This is a genomic window from Salinirubellus salinus (assembly GCF_025231485.1).
Lineage (GTDB): Archaea > Halobacteriota > Halobacteria > Halobacteriales > Haloarculaceae > Salinirubellus > Salinirubellus salinus.
Genome location: NZ_CP104003.1, coordinates 1,982,652 through 2,004,289, shown reverse-complemented (window position 1 = coordinate 2,004,289; position 21,638 = coordinate 1,982,652). Strand labels below are relative to the sequence as shown.

Annotated in this window: 18 protein-coding genes; 4 read left to right on the top strand and 14 right to left on the bottom strand. The window is 69.0% G+C overall.

The window, feature by feature from the left end; translation table 11 throughout:
• Positions 1 to 8: 8 nt before the first annotated feature.
• From N0B31_RS10935 to pyrH, 13 genes are all read right to left on the bottom strand, one after another.
• Positions 9 to 1,031, bottom strand: a complete 1,023-nt coding sequence (locus N0B31_RS10935) for an AbrB/MazE/SpoVT family DNA-binding domain-containing protein (protein ID WP_260643903.1) — start codon at positions 1,029 to 1,031, stop codon at positions 9 to 11.
• 6 nt (positions 1,032 to 1,037) lie between these two features.
• Positions 1,038 to 1,982, bottom strand: coding sequence for a phosphate ABC transporter ATP-binding protein PstB (pstB, locus tag N0B31_RS10930; protein ID WP_260643902.1), 945 nt, complete (start codon positions 1,980 to 1,982; stop codon positions 1,038 to 1,040).
• 2 nt (positions 1,983 to 1,984) lie between these two features.
• On the bottom strand, positions 1,985 to 3,643 hold the full coding sequence (gene pstA / locus N0B31_RS10925; protein WP_260643901.1) for a phosphate ABC transporter permease PstA: 1,659 nt from the start codon (positions 3,641 to 3,643) through the stop codon (positions 1,985 to 1,987).
• The gene (gene pstC / locus N0B31_RS10920) at positions 3,643 to 4,770 is read right to left on the bottom strand and encodes a phosphate ABC transporter permease subunit PstC (RefSeq protein WP_260643900.1); all 1,128 of its coding nucleotides are present in this window, start codon (positions 4,768 to 4,770) and stop codon (positions 3,643 to 3,645) included. Before pstC (N0B31_RS10920) ends, pstA (N0B31_RS10925) begins: the two co-directional genes overlap by 1 nt.
• A 107-nt stretch (positions 4,771 to 4,877) precedes the next feature.
• Positions 4,878 to 6,074: a substrate-binding domain-containing protein gene (locus tag N0B31_RS10915; RefSeq protein WP_260643899.1), complete on the bottom strand. Its 1,197-nt coding sequence runs from the start codon at positions 6,072 to 6,074 to the stop codon at positions 4,878 to 4,880.
• 290 nt (positions 6,075 to 6,364) lie between these two features.
• Complete coding sequence (gene pstB, locus N0B31_RS10910; protein WP_260643898.1) at positions 6,365 to 7,246, bottom strand: phosphate ABC transporter ATP-binding protein PstB; 882 nt, start codon at positions 7,244 to 7,246, stop codon at positions 6,365 to 6,367.
• A gap of 10 nt (positions 7,247 to 7,256) precedes the next feature.
• A complete protein-coding gene (gene pstA, locus N0B31_RS10905; RefSeq protein WP_260643897.1) occupies positions 7,257 to 8,918 on the bottom strand; it encodes a phosphate ABC transporter permease PstA in 1,662 nt (553 codons plus the stop codon).
• Between the two features lies 1 nt (position 8,919).
• Entirely contained in the window at positions 8,920 to 9,921 is a 1,002-nt protein-coding gene (gene pstC / locus N0B31_RS10900; RefSeq protein ID WP_260643896.1) for a phosphate ABC transporter permease subunit PstC, read from the bottom strand.
• Between the two features lie 88 nt (positions 9,922 to 10,009).
• Positions 10,010 to 11,077 carry a PstS family phosphate ABC transporter substrate-binding protein gene (locus tag N0B31_RS10895; RefSeq protein ID WP_260643895.1) on the bottom strand — a complete coding sequence of 356 codons (1,068 nt, stop codon included), beginning with the start codon at positions 11,075 to 11,077 and terminating at the stop codon, positions 10,010 to 10,012.
• A gap of 163 nt (positions 11,078 to 11,240) precedes the next feature.
• Entirely contained in the window at positions 11,241 to 12,992 is a 1,752-nt protein-coding gene (locus tag N0B31_RS10890; protein WP_260643894.1) for a site-2 protease family protein, read from the bottom strand.
• A gap of 79 nt (positions 12,993 to 13,071) precedes the next feature.
• Positions 13,072 to 13,989, bottom strand: a complete 918-nt coding sequence (locus N0B31_RS10885; RefSeq protein WP_260643893.1) for a hypothetical protein — start codon at positions 13,987 to 13,989, stop codon at positions 13,072 to 13,074.
• Positions 13,990 to 14,048: 59 nt separating this feature from the next.
• Positions 14,049 to 15,764, bottom strand: coding sequence for a lysine--tRNA ligase (lysS, locus tag N0B31_RS10880; protein WP_260643892.1), 1,716 nt, complete (start codon positions 15,762 to 15,764; stop codon positions 14,049 to 14,051).
• Positions 15,761 to 16,480, bottom strand: a complete 720-nt coding sequence (gene pyrH / locus N0B31_RS10875; RefSeq protein ID WP_260643891.1) for a UMP kinase — start codon at positions 16,478 to 16,480, stop codon at positions 15,761 to 15,763. The genes lysS and pyrH overlap by 4 nt, the downstream gene beginning before the upstream one ends.
• Before the next feature lie 109 nt (positions 16,481 to 16,589).
• Here pyrH and N0B31_RS10870 point away from each other — a divergent pair, with 109 nt between their 5' ends.
• The 3 genes from N0B31_RS10870 to N0B31_RS10860 all read left to right on the top strand — a co-directional run bounded on the left by N0B31_RS10870 (position 16,590) and on the right by N0B31_RS10860 (position 19,265).
• Positions 16,590 to 17,372 carry a molybdopterin synthase gene (locus tag N0B31_RS10870; RefSeq protein ID WP_260643890.1) on the top strand — a complete coding sequence of 261 codons (783 nt, stop codon included), beginning with the start codon at positions 16,590 to 16,592 and terminating at the stop codon, positions 17,370 to 17,372.
• Between the two features lie 311 nt (positions 17,373 to 17,683).
• Positions 17,684 to 17,935 (top strand): DUF7123 family protein, encoded by a 252-nt coding sequence (locus N0B31_RS10865; protein WP_260643889.1) that lies wholly within the window; start codon positions 17,684 to 17,686, stop codon positions 17,933 to 17,935.
• 166 nt (positions 17,936 to 18,101) lie between these two features.
• Entirely contained in the window at positions 18,102 to 19,265 is a 1,164-nt protein-coding gene (locus N0B31_RS10860) for a site-2 protease family protein (RefSeq protein WP_260643888.1), read from the top strand.
• 301 nt (positions 19,266 to 19,566) lie between these two features.
• Here N0B31_RS10860 and N0B31_RS10855 read toward each other — a convergent pair whose 3' ends face one another.
• Positions 19,567 to 20,631 (bottom strand): lysylphosphatidylglycerol synthase transmembrane domain-containing protein, encoded by a 1,065-nt coding sequence (locus N0B31_RS10855; RefSeq protein WP_260643887.1) that lies wholly within the window; start codon positions 20,629 to 20,631, stop codon positions 19,567 to 19,569.
• Positions 20,632 to 20,757: 126 nt separating this feature from the next.
• Between N0B31_RS10855 and thiL the strand changes: the two genes are divergently transcribed.
• Positions 20,758 to 21,633 carry a thiamine-phosphate kinase gene (gene thiL, locus N0B31_RS10850; protein WP_260643886.1) on the top strand — a complete coding sequence of 292 codons (876 nt, stop codon included), beginning with the start codon at positions 20,758 to 20,760 and terminating at the stop codon, positions 21,631 to 21,633.
• The last annotated feature ends 5 nt before the right edge of the window (positions 21,634 to 21,638 follow it).

The window sequence follows — 21,638 nt, the reverse complement described above, 5'->3', positions numbered from 1 at the left end:
TCGCTGACTCAGCTGTCAGCTTCACGGGTCGCCGCACGGAGCGCGACTTCGGCAAGTCCGGCGGCCCGGCCGGCGGTCCGGTCGACGGCGTCGAGCGCACGGGTCAGCGACACGACCTGGGCGCGCTCCCCGACCCCGAGCGTCTCCTCGCGCAGCGCCTCGTCGACGGCGGCGACCCGGGCGGCGGCGGCCTCGCTGTGGTCGAGTGCCTCGGCCGCGTCAGCGATGCTGGCTCCCTCGAGCAACGCCTCGGTTGCCACCTCTATCGACCGTCGGGTTTCGTCGACGGCCGTCCCGAACGCCTCGGCCACCTCCTCAGGGAGCGGTGTCTCGAGCCCCTCGGCGGCCGTGGCGACGGTGACCGCGTCGTCGGCGGCCGCGGCCAGCAGCGACGCCGCCTCGTCGTGGTCGGCGAGCGCCGGTCTGCTCGTCCCGAGTTCGTCGACGGTCGACAGCGCGACGAGCGAGCGGTTCGCCTGTCGGTCGAGGAGCGCGGCGAGTCGCTCGGCCTCCTTGCGCCGGTCGTCGAGCCTGTCCGCGACGCCTCTCTCGGCCTCCAGCAGCGCTTCGGTCGCCCGACGGTACATCGACAGCGCGGTGAACCGGACCTGGACGACGGTCTGCCGGACCGAGACGTCGGAGGCGTCGAGAAGGCTGCGGAGCACCACTTCGTCGGGCCCCTCACCCTCGACGGCCGTACCCGTCAGGTGGTGGGCAACGTGGTCGACGCGTCGGCGCTGGTCGTCGGTGAACGTCTCGGCGTGTGACAGCCGCACCGTCTCGAAGCCGGCAGCGTAGGCCGCACGGACCGCGCGTTCGGCCAGCACCGTGGACATCCCCGTCAGTTCGACGGTCACCTCGGACAGGCTCTCTCCGTCGTGGTGGCTGGAGCGAAGGACGATCGACCCGTCGCGGTGGGTGTAGAGGTGGACCTCGGTGCCGGACTCCAGTCGGTGCTCGGTCGCCCACCCCTTCGGGATTGAGACGGTGTACGTTCCGCCGCCTACACACTGGAGTTTTCGTGTCTCCATCGTGCTTCAGCCGAACTTCCCGCTGATGTAGTCCTCGACGCGCTGGCTCTCCGGGTTCTCGAAGATCTGGTCGGTGTCACCGTACTCCACCAGTTCACCGCCCGTGAGGAACACGGCGGTCTGGTCCGAGATGCGGGCGGCCTGCTGCATGTTGTGCGTGACGATGACGACCGTGTACTCTTTCGAGAGCTCGTGGATGAGGTCCTCGATCTTCGCCGTGGCGATGGGGTCGAGCGCCGAGGCCGGCTCGTCCATCAGGATGACATCGGGGTCGACCGAGAGACAGCGAGCGATACAGAGCCGCTGTTGCTGGCCGCCAGAGAGTCCGAGCGCGTTGTCGTCGAGGCGGTCGTTCACCTCGGTCCAGAGGGCCGCCTGCTTCAGCGTCCGCTCTACCAGCTCCTCCTCCGCGTTCTCGTCGGCCCGACCGGTGAGCCGCGCGAGCAGCCCCGCATCGAGGTCACCGTGCTTCCGGGGACCGTAGAGCAGGTTGTCGCGGATGGACTTCGGGAACGGGTTCGGCGACTGGAACACCATGCCGACCCGCTTGCGGAGCTCGACGAGGTCGACGCCGTCTTGGTAGATCTCCTGGTCGTCGACCGTGACCGACCCGTCGATGCTGGCGACCTTGATGCGGTCGTTCATCCGATTGAGACACCGGAGGTAGGTGGATTTCCCACAGCCCGACGGGCCGATGAGCGCCGTGACCGACTTCTCGGGGATCTCCATCGTGACACCCTTCAGCGCGTGGTCGTCCCCGTAGTAGACGTCCAGGTCCTCGGCGACGATCTTCGCCTCGCCGTCGAACTCGTACTGGATCCACTCCTCGCGCGTCTGCTCTTCGGTCTCGCCGCTCACCGTGGTGAGCGGCTGGCTGGTGGCCTCACCCCCCGTCTGGGACTCGGCCGCCGCCTCTCGTTGCGCCTCCGTCTCCTGCTTGGATTCACTCATGATTACTGGTACTGGAGTTTCCGCCGGAAGTAGTATCTCGCCGCGATGCCGACCGCGTAGAAGCTCAACACGACCATCAGCAGGACGAGTGCCGTCGCCCACTGGAACTGGTCGGGGTTGGCGACGTTCTCACCGAGACCCACGCCTGCGGTGATGAGCGCGTAGAGCTGGTAGGGGAGTGCCGAGGTCGCCTCGAGCAGCGCCGGGTTCGAGACGAACGGCGCCGTACTCGTGAACTCGAAGCCGCCGATGACGTCGACCGTCTCGCTGCCGGGGGTGAACGGTGCCCCCGCCATCGTCAGCAGGATGGGGGCCGTCTCACCAGCGATACGACCGACGCCGAGGATGACGCCCGTGACGACGCCCGGGAGTGCCGCCGGCAGGACCACGCTGCGGACGGTCTGCCACTTGCTCACCCCCAGTGCCGCGCTCGCGTCCCGGTACTCGTCCGGGACGGCTATCATCGCCTCGCGGCTGGTGATGACCACCAGCGGGAGGAGCATGAACCCGAGTGTGAGCGCCCCCGAGAGCAGCGACTTGTTGCCACCGAACCGCGGGATGAGGAACGCGAAGCCGAACAGGCCGAAGACGATGGACGGGGTCGACCACAGCCCGTTGGTCGCCACCTCGACGACCTGCGTGAACCGACCACGCTCGGCGTACTCGGTGAGGAAGATGGCCGCACCCACACCGAGTGGCACCGCGAACAGCACCGCACCGACCACCAGCCAGATGGTGCCGAAGATGGCCGGGAGGACGCCGTTGAAGTCGTTTAGCAGACCGACACCCTCCATCGCGAACGGGACGTAGAACGGCCACGTCCACGTCAGGTCGGTGCCGAACAGGACGACGGTCGAGGTCGGCCCGGTCCCCGGCCCGATGGCGAATCCACGGAACAGTCCGGGGAGCCCCTTGAATATCGTGAACGCGAGCAGGACGAACAGCACGCCGACGATGGAGAGTGCGTTCAGGTAGACGAGCAGGTAGGCGCCCATGTGCCGGCCACGGGCGCCGAAGCCGCCGTAGGCCTTCGCCGACGCCCAACCCGCGAGCAGCGCGCAGAACAGCGTCAGCGTCGGGATGGTGAACTCGGCGGTGACGGCCACAAAGAACGCGTCCGGGAAGCCGAGGTCCCACACCCACTGCGGGCCGATGATGTCGAGCAGGAAAACCGCGCCGGTAAGCGCGGTGAGCGCCCCGGCCGGAAGCGTCGAGCCGACGTCCTCGCGCGGGAGGATGGTCGCGAAGAACGCCGCCCCGCCGACCACGAGCGCCACGGCGACCCAGCCGAGGCCACCGAGCTCGAACGTCTGCGAGGCCGTCAGGCCGGCGACGATGCCCCAGACGCCACCGAACGCGATGCCGGCGACGAGGCCAGCGCTCGCACGCGGATCCGTCTCGACGTAGTCGAGTCGCGAGCCGACGCCGAACATGGTGACCGTCCCGCCGAGCAGTATCAACAGCCCCCCGAGCAACGCCGTCACCGGCACGCCCGCCACTGGCTCCGAGATGGTGATGACCTCGAACAGCGCCGTCAGCGAGAGCGCGAACAGGATCGATGCGACCGCGACGGCGAAGCCCGCCAGCGCTCGCGTGCTCGATGTGCCGCTCTGGACCAGCGTGTCGCGGCTCTCCTTGTCGACACCGAAGTCGGTGGCCATCAGACCTCACCTCCCAGCTTCTTGCGCATCCGCCACTCGATGTACTGCGACCCGATGCTGAGGAACAGCACCGTGACGAACAGGATGACGCCGGCGACGAACAGCGCGGACATCTGGAGGCCGTCGGCCTCGCCGTAGTTCCGCGCGATGAGCGACGTGAGCGTCTCCTGGCCGTAGAAGGCGTTGAAGATGGGCTCGGTGACCTTCGGCACGCCCCGGAGCATCACCGTCGCGGCCATCGTCTCGCCGATGGCCCGGCCCACACCGAGCAGGACGGCAGCCGAGACGCCCGAGAACGCCGCCGGCAGCGTGATGCTGGTCATCGTCTGCCAGTCGGTCGTCCCCATCGCCAGCGACCCGGACTTCATCGACTCGGGCACCGAGGACAGCGCGTCCTCGGCCACCGAGACGACCGTCGGGAGCGCCATCAGGCCGACGATGATGCCGACGAAGACGTACGACCCCTGACCGACCAGCGAGAACTGGTCGGAGGCCCACGGGCTCAGGATGGTGAACCCGATGAAGCCGTAGACGATCGACGGGATGCCAGCGAGTATCTCGACGCCGGGCTTGACTATCTCCCGGACCGTCGCGGGTGCGATCTCCGAGAGGAACAGCGCCGCGGCCACACCCAGCGGCGCGGCGACGGCCGTCGCGATGAGCGTCACCAGAACGGTGCCGTGGATCATCGGGACCATCGAGTAGTTGATGGGCGGCGAGACGGCGTCCCAGTTGCCCGTCGTGAACACGCCGAGGCCCGGGACCCTGACCCCGAACACGGTGTCGCTCATGAACCGGAAGGTCGGGATGGCCTCCAGGAAGATGAAGACGGTTATCAGGAGCAGTATCAGGATGGTCACTATCGTGGTGGCGAGCGCGAGCACCTTCGCGGTCAACCCCTGGTAGCGGACCCACCCGTAGGCAGCCGAAGCGAGGAAGACGAGGAACGGGACGACGGTGAGCGGCGAGACGAGCAGGAAGCCGACGAACGCGCCGAGCAACGACAGCGTCATGACGGCGAGGGTCACCAGGGCCTCGGCTGGTGTCTCGCCGACGAACTTCCGGACCCGTCGCACGGTCCGTGTGACCGTCTCCGCGCCTGTTCTCCCCTCTTGTGTCGTGGACATTGTGTGAGTATCGTGTGTGTCGTCGTATCGAAATAGGTCGTCGCGGGGAGCCGCGCCCGCGGCTCGGTCGGTGGTTTTCGAGACGCGTCGCTAGCGAGTTCGACGATTCAGGCCTGGTCCGGCAGCTTCGCGCGCTCGGACTCGATGTCCTTGGTCGGGAGCGTGATGTAGTTGACCTGGCGGACGAACACCTCCTGCCCGAAGTCGGTCAGGAACATGTTCGCGAACGCACCCTCGCGCAGGTCGGTCCCGCTCGGGGTATCGTCCGTGATCTTCGTGTACTGGTGGAGGTCACGGTTGAGCGGGTAGGAGGAGTCGAAGATGGTGTTCTCCGCGTCCGCGTCCGGCTCGTACACCGTGCCCTCGAAGTCGATGGCGATCGGCAGCACCGAATCGCTCGTGAACGCGAGCGCCATGTACGCGATGGCACCGTCGTTCTGCTGGACCTGCTGGGCGACCTGCTGGTTCTGGCCGAAGCGTGCGTCGACGCCGGGCATCGGAGCGTCGGCACCGCCGAGCATGTTCAGGCGGAACGCCGTGTCCGTTCCGGAGCCCTCGGCGCGACCGATACAGAAGATCTGCTGGTCAGGGCCGCCGACCTCGCTCCAGTTCGTGATCTCGTCCTGGTAGATCTTGCGGACCTCCTCACCGGTCAGTTCCGTGACGCCGGCGTCGTAGATGTCCTGCGAGACGACGACGGGCTGGCCGTCGCGACCGAGGACGTGGTCGACGACCTCTTCGTCGGCCTTCTCCTGGCTCCAGCCGAGCTCGGCCGTGATCGGACCCGAGGAGTTACCGATGTCGACGAGGCCGTCGACGACGGCCTGACAGCCGGTCCCCGAGTGGCTCAGGCCGATGCGGGTCGCGAACGGCGGGTTCGCCTGCTTGCCCGTCGCCTCGAAGCCGTAGAGGCCGGCGAAGTAGTCGGCCAGACGCGTGCCCTCGGCACCGTCGAGCTGGTCCCAGCCGGGGACCGTGTTGCCCTCCTCCGAGTTCGAACCCCAGTACTCGCCATCGTCGCTCGGCGGGTTGGAGTTCCAGTACGAGGACCCCTTGTTCGCGATCGGGTACACCGTCGAGGACCCCTCGGCCGTGAGCGACGAGGTATCCATACCCGGTTCCGGCGTCGCCGTGTCTTCGTCCGCCGGCGCCTCCGTCTCGTCGTCCCCACCCGAGTCACCGGGCGTGGGCGTGCTTTCGCTTCCTGTACATCCCGCGAGCATCGCAGCGCCGCCGACCCCCGAGGCGACGACGAACTTGCGGCGCGATACGGACTCGCTGACACCCTCCGTCTTCTGCGTCATCGAGTGGACGGTGGGTGAATCCGATTAAACCGGTTTATAATATCGGGGCGTAGCGGCCCCGAACGGCTCGTAGATGGCGGTTGCGGTACGGTCGGCTCGGTCCGGGAACACACCGATACGAGACGAGTATTACGGCTCGGGTCGACTCGATAGGTCTCGATAGACGCGGTCCCGTCTCGGGTGTGGCGAGCGCGACGGGCGACGGATACGTGTTCGGGCCGTCGGCGAGCCGGCGCGGTCGCTCCGTGGGTGGGTCGGCGTGACGGAGAACGAGTGCGTTTCGAGCCGGTCTACCCGAACTTCCCGCTGATGTAGTCCTCGACCTCCTGGCTCTCGGGGTTCTCGAAGATGCGCTGGGTGTCGCCGAACTCGACGAGGTGCCCGCCCGTGAGGAAGACGGCCGTCTTGTCGGAGATGCGGGCGGCCTGCTGCATGTTGTGCGTGACGATGACGACGGTGTACTCCTCGGCGAGGTCGGCGATGAGGTCCTCGATCTTCGAGGTGGCGACGGGGTCGAGCGCCGAGGCCGGCTCGTCCATCAGGAGCACCTCGGGGTCGGGCGCGATGGCCCGTGCGATACAGAGGCGCTGCTGTTGCCCACCCGAGAGGTCGAGGCCGGACTCGTCGAGCTGGTCCTTCACCTCGTCCCAGAGGGCCGCACGCCTGAGCGACTCCTCGACGATCTCGTCGTAGTCGCCCTCCTTGTCCTGTATCTCGAGGCCGTAGGCCACGTTGTCGTAGATGGACTTCGGGAAGGGGTTGGGTTTCTGGAACACCATCCCGACGCGCCGGCGCAGGGCGACCGGGTCGACGTCGGGGTCGTAGACGTTCTTCCCGCGGATGTAGAGGTCACCTTCCACACGCGCCGAGTCGATGAGGTCGTTCATCCGGTTGATGCAGCGGAGGAACGTCGACTTCCCACAGCCCGAGGGGCCGATCATCGCGGTGACGCGGTTCTCGGGGATCTCGAAGGAGACGTCGTGGAGCGCCTGGTTGTCGTTGTAGAAGACGTCGATACCCTCGGACCGGACGATGGGCTTCGCCGACCCGGCCGTGACGCCGGACCCGGCGTCGGCGACGCTCTCGCTCACGTCCGTCTCGATGACGCTCCCGTCGTCTGTCTCACGCCCGACCTCCCTGCTCACCTGCGATTCCGTGTTCTCCTTACTCATTGTATCTACCTCAGTTCTCGTTCTGATACCTGTTTCGCAGCACGATGGCGACCGAGTTCATCGCCAGCAGCACGGTCACCAGCACCACCACGCCGGCCGGGACGGCCTTCTGGTAGAAGTCCGGGCCGGCGAACAGCGACGCCCACGCGTACACCTGCAGCGGCATCGCCGACACCTTCGCGCCGAGTTCCGCGGGGAGGTTGAACACCACGTTCGGCGCGCCGATCATGATGAGCGGGGCCGTCTCGCCGATGGCCCGCCCCAGCGCGAGGATGGTCCCGGTGAGGATACCGGGGAACGCACGGGGCAGGACGACCCGACGGACGGTCTGCCACTTCGTCGCGCCCATCCCGTAGGAGGCCTGTCGCATCTCGTCGGGCACGGAGCGGATGGCCTCGCGCGAGGAGATGATGACGATGGGGAGGATGAGCAGGGCGAGCGTCGCGCCGCCGATGGCCACCGTCCCCGTCGGCTGGCCGAGGTACGTGACGAACACGCCCAGTCCCAGCAGGCCGTAGACGACCGACGGCACGCCGGCGAGGTTCGAGATGTTCACGTCGATGAACCGCGTGAGGCGGTTGTCCGGCGCGTACTCCTCCAGGTAGACGGCGGCGCCGACCCCGAGCGGGAACGCCAGCACCGCGACGGCGGTCATCAGCAGGATGGAGCCGCCGATGGCGGGGTAGAGCCCCGCGTCCTCGGCGTTCCGGCTGTGGGCGCTGGTGAGGAACTGCCAGTCGACCCACGACTGCGGGCCGGCGAAGCCGAACTGCTGGACGACGACCGCGCCGACCAGCGCGCCGCCGAACACCGCGGCCGGGAGGAGCAGGCCCCGACGGCGCTCCGGGTGTTCGATGGCCGTGAACCCCACGTACGCGCCCGCGGGGACGAGGACGGTGGTGGCGACGGCGGTCGCGGGGATGGGGTCGACACCGACCGCCGGGCCGGCGACGGCGGCGACGGCGACGAGCGCGAGCGCGCCGGCCCCGGCCACCAGTCCGGCCCGGCCGTCCCCGTCGAACAGCCGTCGAGCACGTAGGCCGACCAGCACGGCCAGCGGGAGGGTCACCGAGGCGAGGAGCAACATCCAGTCGACCGGGAGGACGGGGATGCTCGAGACGACGTTCGCGAGACTCGGGACGACGTTCGCGACCCCGACCGCGTCGCCGAGCGGCCCCGGAATCCCGGCCAGCGAGACGTAGAACGCGAGTGTCGTCAGGCCCACGCGGGTGAAGAAGCCGATACGACGGCTCTCGCGCTGGAGCAACACCACGACGCCCAGTGGGACCGCCACCGCGAGCGTGTACGCGAACCAGACGATGGGGTCGACGAGGTCGACGAATATCATCGCCACGCCGCCGCTGAACAGCAGGCTGACGACCACGAGGCCGACGGTCCCCGCTCCGAAGCCGAAGCCGGGGTCGTCCCGGAGGTAGAGATAGCTCCCGACGCCGAGCGACGGGAGGACGAACGTCAGGAGGAAGGTGAGGTGCCAACGCGGGTCGGCCGTGAGCGGCTGGACCGCGTCGTTGAACACGAACACCAGCAACACCGCGAGCGTGGCGATACCGAACATCGTCGCCACGAGCAGCAGGTAGCGGAACGCGAGCCCGACGCGTTTGCTCACCTCGCCGAAACTCTCGATGACGTCCCCGCGTGTCTCGGTGCTCATCTCAGTACTCCTCCCGGTACTTCTGGGCGATGTAGTCGCTGACGATGTTCATGACGAGCGTGATGACGAACAGCGTGAGACCGATGGCGAACAGGCTCCGGTACTCCAGCCCGCCGCCCTCGATGTCTCCGGTGAGGAGCTGGACCATCGCGGCGGTCATCGGCAGTGCACCCTCCTGGTAGACGGCGACGTTCACCGGGAGCGGGGCGTTGCCGTTGAGGAACTCGAAGACGGGGAACGGGTTCAGGTAGCGGGCCTGCGCGCCGGCGGCGACGGTGACGGCCATCGTCTCGCCGATGGCGCGCGAGAGCGCGAGGATGAACGAGGAGAAGATGCCCGAGAGCGCGGCGGGGACGACGATGCCGGTGGAGACGTCGAACTTCGTCGCGCCCATCCCGTAGCCGGCCTGTCGGAGGTCGTCCGGCACGGCTGACATCGCGTCCTCGGAGATGGAGGCGACCATCGGGATGATCATGATGCCGACGACGATGCTGGCCGAGATGAGGTTGAACGTCCCCGTGTCGGGCAGCACCGTCTGGATGGCGGGGGTGATGTAGATGAGCGCGAAGAAGCCGTAGACGACCGTCGGGATGCCGGCCAGTACCTCCAGTGCCGGCTTCAGGACGTCCCGGTGGCGCGGGTCGGCGTACTCGGAGAGGTAGATGGCGGTCGCCACCCCGAACGGGATGGCGATGAGCGCCGACCCGAACGTGATGAGGACCGTCGCCGAGACCAGCGCGAGGACGCCGAACTTCCCGGCGTTCACCTGCCACGTGGTCCCGGTCAGGAACTCGACGATGGAGGCGGTCTGGCCCTCGAACCCCATCAGCGGGGCGGTGACGCTGAAGAACTTCATCGCCTCGGTCACCAGCAGGAGGATGATCCCCACCGTCGTGACGATGGAGAGCACCGCACACACGAAGAAGAACGACCGCGTGACGAGTTCCACCGGGGCGTTCTGCGTGTTCCGGGTCAGGTCGTCCGTGATGTCGTCCGTGCTCATCTAGAGTGATTCGTGTGTTCTTGCGTCGGTGAAAAAGTCCTTCGTTCGGCCGCGGGGGACGCCGAACGTCCGATACGGACGGGTCGGCTCAGGCGTTCGCCTCCTCGATGGCCGTCTCGAGTTTGTCGACCTGCTCTGCCTTCTGGTCGGCGTCGAGCGGGACGTATCCCACCTCTTCGGCGACGACCTGCTCGTTGTCCGTGTTGTCGACGAAGAACCGGGCGAACTCGGCGACGTGGCGCTCGGCGAGCGACTGCTTGGACGGGTAGGTGAACAGCGGGCGCGAGAGCGGCGCGTACTCGCCGGACTTCGCGGTCTCGAGCGACGGCTCGACCGGCCCGTCGCCGTTGTCGACGGCGACGGCGGTCACGCGGTCGGTGTTCGTGGAGTAGTAGGCGAAGCCCATGTAGCCGACGGCGAACTCCGAGCCCTCGACCCCCTGGATGATGGTGCGGTCCTGCTCGGTCGCGGAGTAGTCCTGACGGTGACCCGGCCCCTCCTCGCCGATGATGGCCTCGATGAAGTAGTCGTACGTCCCCGAGGCGTCGGTCGGGCCGTAGAACTCGATCTCCTCGTCCGGCCAGTCGGAGTTCACGTCGCTCCACGTCGTCGGGGCGGACTCGGCAGACCAGAGCGTCTTGAGCTCCTCGACGGTCATCTCCGTCGCGAAGTCGTTCTCGTTGTTGACGACGACCGTCAGCGCGTCGGTGGCGACGGTGAGCTCGACCGGCTCGACGCCGTTGTCCTCACACTGCTGCATCTCTCCCTCCTTGATGGGGCGCGAGGCGTTGTTGAAGTCCGTCTCGCCGGGACAGAAGAAGTTCGCGAACCCACCACCGGAGCCGGTGGACTGGATGCTGATGTTGACCTCTGGGTGCTCCTGCTGGAATATCTCGCCGAACGCCGTCGCGAGCGGGAAGACGGTGGACGAGCCGGCGATCTCGATGTCCCCCGAGAGGACGTCGGAGGTCGGCGTCGTGTCGTCGCCGTCCGACTCGCCGCCCGAACCGCCGTCAGAGTCGCCGCCCCCGTTCTGGTCACTCCCGGTGTTCGACTGCGTGCATCCGGCCAGCAGTCCCGCACCCGCGAGGCCCGTCGTGGCGAGGAGTTTCCGACGCGAGATACCCGCGCTGACACCGTCCGCGTTCTCTGTCATCGGGCTGACGGAGGGCGAATCCGACTAAAGCGATTTATATTACGACCCCATACGGGTCACTTCTGCTCTCTAATCGGTCCGTTGTGTACGTTCTACGAACTACTGGTGGGTATTGGTATAGTCGGCTATATAGGGCGTCGACAGCGGAGGCGACGGTCCCGCCTCAGGTCAGCAGCCGCGGCCCGAAGATGACCACGAACAGCCCGCCGAGCATCACCAGCGTCACCGTCGTGGTGACCGCGCTGGTCACCGAGCGGGGGTCGGGCACCGGGAGTCGGGAGACGATGGCCTCCGTCGAGGTGCGCAACAGGTGCCCACCGTCGAGCGGGTAGGCGGGGACGCAGTTGAACTGGCCGATGATGAGGTTGATCCACGCCATCCAGTAGAGGACGTTCGCGAGCAGCAACACCGCGCCCGTCCCGAGCACCGAGAGGGGGCCGGTGGCGGTGTAGAAGTTCGCCACGGCACCGTTGAACCCCGCGAAACTGTAGCCCGCGCCGCCCGTCGCCGAGAGGAACGGGAGACTCAGGGTGACCACCGCGCGCTGGATCGGCGAGTCGATGCCGCCGCCGTCACCCCCGCCGAGGATACCGAGGAACTGCGCGGCCGGGTACGGGTCCGTGCCGAAGTCGTCGACGGTCATCCCGGTGACACCGCGTGCCACCGTGACGCCGAGGAACGCCTCGTCGTTCTGCTCGCCGAGGGTGACGGTCCACGTCTCGCGCTCGCCGTCGACGTAGCCGACGACCTCGACCTCGTCGCCGGGGCCGAACCCGTCGAGCACGGTCGAGAGCGCGGCGTGGTCGAGCGTGCGCTCCCCGCCGATGTGGGTGACGACGACGCTCTCGCCGGCGGGGGCGCCGGCGGCCGCGAACGCCGAGCCCTCGATGGGCGTCGTGAGCGTCCCGACGGGCGTGGTGACAGTCTCCGTCTCCCCGGCGGTGGTGAGCGTCGCCACCTCGCGGTCGGCGAGTGCCTCGCGGAAGGCGCTCTCGGTGAACACCCCGGTGCCGTTGACCGCGGTGACGGTACTGTTCACGTCGAGCGGCGAGTCGGATGCCGACCCGGTGACGATGACCGACCGCTCGATGCCGACGGTCTCCCCGCTCTCCAGCGTGACGTCGACGGTCCGGGCGTCGGTGGCGGCGAGCGCGGCCTCGAGGCTGTCGGCGTCCTCGACGGTCACGCCGTCGATGGCCGTGACCACGTCGCCGCGCTCGATGCCGTTCTGCGCGGCTGGTGACCCGGGGAGCACCCCGCCGACGGGGGCACCCGAGACCACGGCGATGGACCCCATCACCGGGCCGAACAGGAGCGCGAACGCGACCACTGCGACGGCGAAGTTGTTCATCACGCCCGCGGCGAACATCCGGGTCTGCCCGCCGCGCGACGCCCGCCGCCGGGACTCCTCGTCCGGCGCGACGAACGCCCCGACCGGGATGAACGCGAACAGTGCCAGCCCCATCGACTCGATGTCGATGTCCTCGACCCGGCACATCAGGCCGTGGCCGCCCTCGTGGACGACGAGACCGATCAGCAGGCCGAGCAGGATCTCGAACGCCGCCGAGAGCGGCAGGAACTGGTTCACGCCGGGGATGGCGAGCACGTTCCGCGGTTCGTTGAGCGCCGTCGGCGTGGGGTTCTGTATCGCCTGGACGGCGGCGAGGGCGACGAGGAGGAACGACCCGACGAGGACGACGAGCGCCGCCCCGATGCCGAAGTTCCCCCACGCGCGCCAGAACCGCTTGGGCTGGGCGAGTCTGTCGAGCAACACCCGCCCGCGCTTCGTGTGCAGCGTCGTGATCGGCCCCGAGACGTTGATGTACTCGGGGAGACGGCCTCGCATCTTCAGGAACGTCGCCCCGACCGTGTAGAGGACGACCCCGACGAGGACCAGCAGCAGGGGGTCGAGCATTACCGTCAGGGACGTGTCGGCGCGACAAGGCCCTTTTGGGTCCGGTAGGATACACGGTCGCTCGTCGGCGCGCGACGGCTCACAGCAACTCCTCGAGACGTGGCCTGAACACCGTCGTGTGCGTCGCCAGCAGGTCTACGTCTCGTAGGTACTCGACGACGGCCGCGGGTGGGTCGTCCATCCCCGTCGTCGGCTCGTCCTTCGACCACTCGTCGAACACCGGGCCCAGCACGTCGCGAACCTCGTCGCCGGGCGCCCGCAACTCGAAGACGACCTGTGGGTCAGCGCGCGTCTCGCGCAACTGCACCGTCGCCCACACCTGCTGGCTGAAGAACGCAGCGTCCGTCTGCTGGACCTCCTTCCCACGATAGACCGTCCCATCGTGCTCCCAGCGATTGTCGAACCACTCGGTCCGGACCCACTCGCCGAGTTCCGTCTCCGGGTAGACGCGCGGCCCCTCGTTCCGGATGGCCGCCAGTGCGAGTTCGCGGCGCGCGCCCTCCAGCCCCGATACCTGCGCGGCCGGCGGGTCGTCCTCCAGTCGGTCGGCCCCCACCAGCAGTTCGTACCGGATGCCACCGTCGGCCGCCATCTCGTAGACGCCCTGTGGCGTCGACCCGGCGTCCGGGCCGGTCAGCCGAACCGTCCGGTACCGGGTCCAGAAGGGCTCGGGCGCGTAGACGAACGCGGGCCCGTGACTCCGGTAGGTGCCCTCGATGCGGGCGGCACGACGGAGCGCCAGCGCCATCGACTCGGGGTAGACCGTCACGGTGCGTGGCTCGGCCCCCTCGGTCGCCAGCGGCGGTTCGACCGCTTCGAGGGTGAGCGAGTCCGGCCCCGACTCGGTCGGACTGTCCGTCGGGGGCGGGCCGTCTCGCTCGGCAGTTGGGGTGCCGTCCGACCCTTCGAGCGCGTGCCGGAGGCCCGTACAGCCCGCACCGGCGCCGACGAGTGCCGCGGTGGACGCGAGGAGGGCGCGTCGCGTCTGTCGTCCCATACCTGCCGGTGCTCGCGTGACGGGTAAGTGCCTTCAGGAGAGCCAAAGTGGTGTTTGTCCTACGCCTGTCGCCGGAGTCGCGCCAGCACGAACTCCCGCTCCAGCGCCGCGAGGAACGGACCGAGTCGCGGCCCCTCGTCCGTGTCGAGGAACAGGCGGTATCCCGCGGTGAAGAAGTCGCCGACGCCCACGTCGTGTGCGCGGGCGGTCTCGTAGATCTCCTCCTGCAGGGCCTCCTCGTCCGGGTCCTCGGCCTCGACGAACTCGGCCAGCGCGTCGAGCGCCGCCTCGGTGGCCGCGTCGAACGAGACGTCCGGCAGGTCCTCCGCGAGTTCGTAGTTGTACTCGTTGTCCGTGCGCACCGCCCACTCGCGGGCGCGAGGGATGCGCCCGAGCGCGGCCTCTCGCGCCCAGTCGGGGGCGTCGCCCGGGAGGTGGCCCGCACGCTCTGCCATCGTCCGGCGCAGGGACTCGTCGTCGGTCATCCCGAGGACGGCGGCGTAGGTGTACGGGATGCGCAGGCGCTCCTCGCGAACCTCGCTCACGACGAACGGGTAGACGCGCTCGGCGAGCGCGGTCTCGTTCTCCGTCCCGTCCTCCTCGCCGAAGTAGAGCCGCTCGAACCGGTCGAACTCGTCGACCAGCTGGTCGAGCCGGCCGACGCTGAAGTCCCGCGCCTTCTTCGGGTTCTTGGTGAAGAAGTAGTGGAGCACCTCCAGCTCCAGCAGGTCGAGCACCTCGCCGGCCAGTATCACGTTCCCGGCCGAGGAGCTGAACGGCTCGCCGCCGAGCGTGAACCACTCGTAGACCATCGGGAGCGGCGGCTCGAAGCCGAACAGCTCCCGGGCGATGTGCTCGCCCGAGGGCCAGGACCCCTCGGCGTGGTCCTTGCCGAACGGCTCGAAGTCCACGCCGAGCGCCTGCCACTGGGCGGGCCACTCGAAGCGCCACGGGAGTTTCCCCTCCCGGAAGGTGGCGGTGCCGCGGTGGCCACACCCCTCGATGGTCCGGTCGCCGGCGGTCATGTCCGTGCACTCGTACTCGACCGTCTCGGCCTCGAGGTCGACCGAGAGCACCGTCTCGGTCACCTTCCCGCACGACTCGCAGATGGGGTTGAACGGGACGTAGTCCTCGTCGACCTTGTCCTGGTACTGTCCGAGGATACGCCGTGCCTCGTCGGCGTGTTCGAGGACGTGTCTGACCGCGTCGTCCATCTGTCCCGTCTCGTAGAGGTCGGTGGTCGAGACCACCTCGATATCGACGCCGAGTTGCTCGGCCCCGCGTTCGACGAGGTTCGTGAAGTGCTCGCCGTACGAGTCGACCTCGCCGAACGGGTCGGGGATGTCGGTGTAGGGCTTGCCGAGGTTCTGGCCGAGGGCGGCGGCGTCCACCTCGCCCAGTCCGACGACGTTCCCCTCGGCGTCGGCGAGCTTTCGGGGGAGCTTCCGGAGCGGGTCACGGTCGTCGGCGGTGAACACCTGCCGGACCTCGTAGCCACGCTCGCGGAGCACCTCGGCGACGAAGTAGCCCCGCATCACCTCGTTCATGTTGCCGAGGTGGGGCACCCCGGACGGCGAGATGCCGCCCTTGACGACGATGGGTTCGTCGGGGTCACGCGCCAGGATCAGGTCCGCGACGGTGTCGGCCCAGAAGACGTGACGGGAGTCGCTCTCCGAGAGCGTGTGGGGGCTGGTCGGCTGGAACTCGCTGTTCGCGTGTCGCTCGCTCCCGCTCACTCGTTCCGAGGACTCGCGCTGCTCGTCCTCGCTGGTCATCGGTCCTCCTCGCTCAGCCCGCCTTCGGCGTCCGGTCGGACCTCGGTGCCGTCGAAATCGCCGGTCTCGACGGCCTCACGCACGCGGTCCGGGTTGCTCCCGTCGAGGACGAACGTGCGGAGCGCCGAGCGCTGGAGGATCTTCGCCGCCAGCAGGTCGATGGGGGCGTTGCTCCCCGCCGAGCCGAGCGACTCGCCCTCGGCGACGAGCGCGACCAGTTCCTCGGCCGCGAGGCTGTCGTACCGGGTCGCGTCGTCGTCGGCGCTCGGGTCGGCGTCGTACACGCCGTCGACGTTCGTCGCGTAGACGAGCAGGTCGGCGTCGGCGTACTCCGCGAGCGCGGCGCTGACTGCGTCGGTGGTCTGTCCCGGTACCACGCCGCCCATGACGGCCACGCCGTCGCGCCGGAGCGTCTCGGTCGCCTCCTCGTACCCCTCGCGGGGGACGGGGGCGGCCCGCTCGCCGAGCGCGGTGATGAGGAGGCGCGCGTTCAGCCGGGTGACTTCGATACCGAGCTGGTCCAGCTGTCCCTCGTTCGCGCCAAGTTCGCGGGCGGTTCCGATGTACTCGCGGGCGACCCCGCCCCCGCCGACGACGGCGGCCACCTCGTGGCCCGCGTCGGCGAGACTCCCCAGCGCCCCGGCGTACTCCTCGACACGGTCGGCCCGGAGGTCCGGTGCGAGGACGCTCCCGCCGACGGAGACGACGACTCTCATTGTCCGGAGTTACTGCGGCCGCCGTTTAAGCGTTCTCAAGGGGTGCCACCGGGAGCCGCCCACGGCCGACAGCGACACCTACTAACGCTCGCCGGCCCGACGCCGTGGTATGCGAACGCTCGCCATCTGCGGCCCCGACAGCGGGACCCTCGCGGACCGACTGGCCGACCGCCTCGACGGCCGGGTCGGCGTCGTCCACGAGGCGGCACTCGACGGCGGTGTGACGACGGGCACGGCGGCCACCACCTACCGCTACGGCGAGACCGGGTGGCAGGCGACCGGCCGCGACGACCTCTCGCTCGACGACGTCCTCGACCGGCTCGCGCCGGATCACGAATACGCGCTGGTGCTCGACGTGCCCGCCGACCTCCCGACCGTCGCGCTCGGGGGGACCGACGCGGCCGGCGAGGTCCTCGTGCGTGCCGACTCGGCGGACGCCGTCGACCTCGAACGCCTGACCGAGGCTCTCGCCGACGTCGAACCGCGTGAGACGCTCGAGTCGCTCGTCGCCCGTGTCAAGCGGTCGCCGAAGGCTCCGTACTCGGGCGCTATCGCCACGTTCACGGGTCGGGTGCGCGCGAAAGAGCACGACGAGGACGCCCCCACCGAGTACCTCCAGTTCGAGAAGTACGAGGGGGTGGCCGACCGCCGGATGCGGACCATCGAGACGGAACTGGAGGAGCGCGAGGGCGTCCTCGAGGTGGTGATGCACCACCGGACGGGCGTGGTACCCGACGGCGAGGACATCGTCTTCGTCGTCGTCCTCGCGGCCCACCGGGGGGAGGCGTTCGAGACGGTCGAGGACGGTATCGACCGCCTCAAGGACGAGGTCCCCCTGTTCAAGAAGGAGGTCACGGCCGAGGAGACGTTCTGGGTCCACGAGCGCGACTGACCGCGACTGCTCGGCCCGCACGGCGGCACGTGCCGACCGGCGCCGGCGCGCGCGGTCCGCGCTCGGCGGGCCGACGAGCGGGGTTCGTGCCCCCGAACGGGGGTATCGACTCCGCTCACCGGGCCCTGCCGGCGCTCGACGCGAATCCGTGAAAGAAAGTCTCAGAAGCGTTCGTGAAACGTCTGAGTGGCTCTCGTGGTGTCGTGAAACGTACGTTTTACTTCGGTTCAGTCCGAAACGTGCCGAATCAACCCTAAAGTTCGGCCCGGTATATGGTGGTGGGGTAGATAGGGAGGAGTGAGGTGTCACAGATGAGTGCGACTACGCAACCCTCCACGAAGTCGGAGACCGAGACGAAGACCGAGCGGCTGCAGACGTACCTGCGAGAGCGGGCCGCGGACGGCGAGATGTACTTCAAGTCGAAGTTCATCTCCGACGAGGTCGGGCTCTCCCCGAAGGAGATCGGCGCGCTGATGGTGAAGCTCCGGGAGTCCGCGACGGACCTGGAGATTGAGAAGTGGTCGTACACCTCCGCGACCACGTGGCGCGTGGAGCTCGCGTAGGCTGCCCAGACCGGAACTCCAGTCCCCGTCGGGTCCCCGCCCGACACCTTCCCTCCCGCAGAGGGCGCGTGCCCTCTCCCTACCCCCCACCCGCCGAGCGGTGGGACCGCCGTCGTCGCCGTCCCTGTCCGGGGATTTATGCCTACCGACCACCTGCCCTCGGTAGATGGGACACGACCCACCGGCCGACGCTCCCCCGGTGGCCGCGTTCTCCTCGGCCTTCCGGGTCGTCGAGACGCGACGCGACGGCGACCGACTCCTCTACATCGGTGAGCCACAGATCGGGCCGGAGGCGCTGGAGCAACGCGTCTGGCCGGTGTTCCGCGACCACGGCTACGAGGTCCACCTCACGACGGTCACGGAGTCCACGCAGGACCCGATCACGGGGCTCCGGATCGAGAACTCGCGACACGCGCTGGTGGCCGAACCCCGCTCGACGGGTCTCGACGGCGTCCCGTGGACGAACGTCGTCATGTTCCTCCTCACGGTCCTCACGACGCTGTTCGCGGGGACGATGTGGTACTACGAGCCGGTGAACTCGCCGGCCGACCTGCTGGCCGGGTGGCCGTTCGCGCTCGCGGTCATGACCGTGCTGGGGGTCCACGAACTCGGGCACTACGTGCTCTCGCGCTACCACGACGTCGAGGCCACGCTGCCGTACTTCATCCCTGTACCCACCTTCATCGGGACGCTCGGGGCCGTCATCCGGATGAAGGGGCGCATCCCCGACCGCGAGGCCCTGTTCGACATCGGCGTAGCCGGGCCGCTCGCCGGGCTGGTCGCCACCGTCGCCGTCACCGTCGTCGGGCTCTACCTCCCGCCGGTGCCGGTCCCCGACAGCGTGCTGAACGACCCGAACGCCATCAACATCGAGTTCGGCTTCCCGCCGCTCCTGTTGCTCCTCTCGGAGCTGACGGGCCAGCCACTCAGCTACGCGGACCCCGAACTCGCAGTGAACCCGGTCGTCTTCGGCGGTTGGATCGGGATGTTCGTCACGTTCCTGAACCTCATCCCGGTGGGCCAGCTCGACGGTGGGCACCTCGTCCGTGCGATGCTCGGCGAGCGACAGGAGACGGTGGCCGCGCTCGTCCCGTTCGGGCTGTTCGCCCTCTCGGGCTACCTGTTCTTCGTCGAGGGCCTCGGTCTGCGGGACTCGGTGCTCATCTGGGGGTTCTGGGGTCTCGTCTCGATGGGGCTCGCCTACGCTGGCCCCGCGACGCCGGTGTACGACGACGCGCTCGACCGGAAGCGGGTGGCCGTCGGCGTCCTGACGTTCGTCCTCGGGGCGCTCTGTTTCACCCCGGTCCCGTTCCAGCTGCTGGGCGCGTAGTCCGAGAAACCCGGGTATCCTGGACGCTCTCTCGATCGAGCGAGAGTGCAAAGCACGGTCCATCTGAACAGCCCCGTCCCGCAGTATCACCGGTCGCTCCTGCGGAGCGACACGGCGTCCCTGCCCTCTCCCGTACACTCGCACGCTCGCTGTGGCGAGCGGATTGCGCTGGCCGTGTGGCTCGGCCAGCTGTGGTGTGCCCAGCATCCGAGCGAGCGCAGCGAGCGAGGTCCACTGGCTGAGCGTAGCGAAGCCAGCGCGCGACGAGCGACCAACGGGAGCGAAGTGCAAAAAGTGGTGGTCAGTCGTCACCACGTTCCCGCTCCGGCGGCCCCCCGCTCAGACTCTGGACCACCCCGCCCGCCCCGAGCGCCGCCGCCGCGCCGCCCCCGACGAGCGTCGGGAGCCAGTAGGTGGCGGTCCGGTGGATGACGACGGCGGCGGTGGCCCCCGCGACGCTGACGCCCGTCGTGGGGACGAGGAGCGCGACGAGCACCGCCTCCACGCCGCCGAGGCCGCCCGGAAGCGGGGTGATGCCCGCGATGGCGGCGACGGGCACGACGACGAGGACGGCCGCGAACGGGACCTGGTACTCGAGCGCGTAGAGCGAGAGCCAGAGCGAGGTAGCGAGCGACAGCCACCCGAGCGTGGAGAACCCGAGCGCCAGTGCCAGCCCCCGCCGGTCGCCGGTCACGCGCTCGATGGCGTGGAAGAACCCCTCGATTCGCCGCTCGATGACCGCCGGGTCCGGCGGCTTGCGCCGCGGGAGGAGTCGGCCGACGCCCCGGATGAGCGGGGTGAGGAGACTCACGACGCGGCGTTCGACGGCGTAGCGGTTGCGCCAGACGAGGTAGCCGGCCACGGGGATGACGAGCGCGAGTGCGCCGACGGCGACGGTGGCGAGCATCAGGCGACGGCCGAACGCCACTGTCACCGAGAAGTAGCCGATGCCGACCAGCGCGAGGACGATTGAGGGGACGAAGTTGAGCGAGTCGACGCTGGCGATGGCCGCCAGCCCCGTCTCGTACTCCGTGTCCGCGGTCCGGGAGATGAACAGCGCGGTCACCGGCTCGCCACCGGCCTGTCCGAACGGGGTGACGTTGTTGGCGAACGTGGCTGCGGCGAACACGAGTACGGCGAGGCGGGCCGACACCGACGACCCGAGGACTCCGAGGACGGTCCTGAGCGAGAGCCCCCACGAGGTGAGCCAGACGGTGGCGACGGTGAGGACGCCGAGCAACACCGTGGTGTCGGCCCGCTGGAGGGCGTCCACCACCCGGCCGACGCCGACGACCGTCACCAGGCCACCGAGGACCAGGAGGGCGCCGGCGAACCCGACCAGCGTGGTCCGCAGGTCCACGTCCATGGGGCCCAGAACTCGGCCAGAGCGTTTCAACCCTCCGACACTGTACCGGAGCGGTGACTGCGCGGACCGCGGAGACCACGGCGTCGACTGACCGGGATTCAAGTGGTCCGCTCGCCTCCCGGCGGTATGGACGAGCGGGCCGCCCTCGCACTGCTCGCCGACCGTCTCCCGGCGGTGGGCGACGACGCGGCCGTCGTCGACGGTCTCGTCGTCACGACGGACATGCTCCACGAGGCCACGGACTTCCCCGAGGGGACGACCCGCGAGACGGCCGGGTGGCGGGCGCTCGGCGCCTCACTCTCGGACGTGGCGGCGATGGGTGCCGACCCGGTCTGTGCCGTCGCGGCCTACGCCGCCCCCGGGTTCGACCCCGCCGAGATCGGGGCGTTCCTCGACGGCGCCACCGGCGTCTGCGAGGCCGTCGACTGCGAGTACGTCGGCGGTGACCTCGACGAACACGACGAGTTCACGGTCGCCAGCACGGCCGTCGGCCGGACCGACGACCCGGTCCGGCGCGCGGGGGCCCGCGTGGGCGACGCCGTCTGCGTGACCGGCACGCTCGGCCGGTCGGCCGCCGCGTTCCGCCTGTTCGAGGCCGGCGAGACGGCGCGGGCCAACGACCTCTATCGGTTCGTCCCGCGCGTGGACGCGGGTCGGTCGCTCGCACCACACGCGACGGCGATGATGGACTCCTCGGACGGGCTGGCACGGTCGCTCCACCAGCTCGCCGAGGCCTCCGACGTGGGGTTCGCCGTCGAGTACGACGCGCTCCCGGTCGACGATGGCGTGCGGGCGGTCGCCCGCGACGCCGTCGACGAGCGTGCGCTGGCGACGACGTTCGGCGAGGACTACGAACTGGTGGTGACGCTCCCCGAGGAGGCGCTCGAGGCCACGCGAGAGGCCGTCGACTGCGGGCTGACCCGTGTCGGGGTGGTGACCGACAGCGGCGTCGAGATGGACGGCGCGGCGCTAGCGGACGAGGGCTGGACCCACGGCAGGTGAGCGCA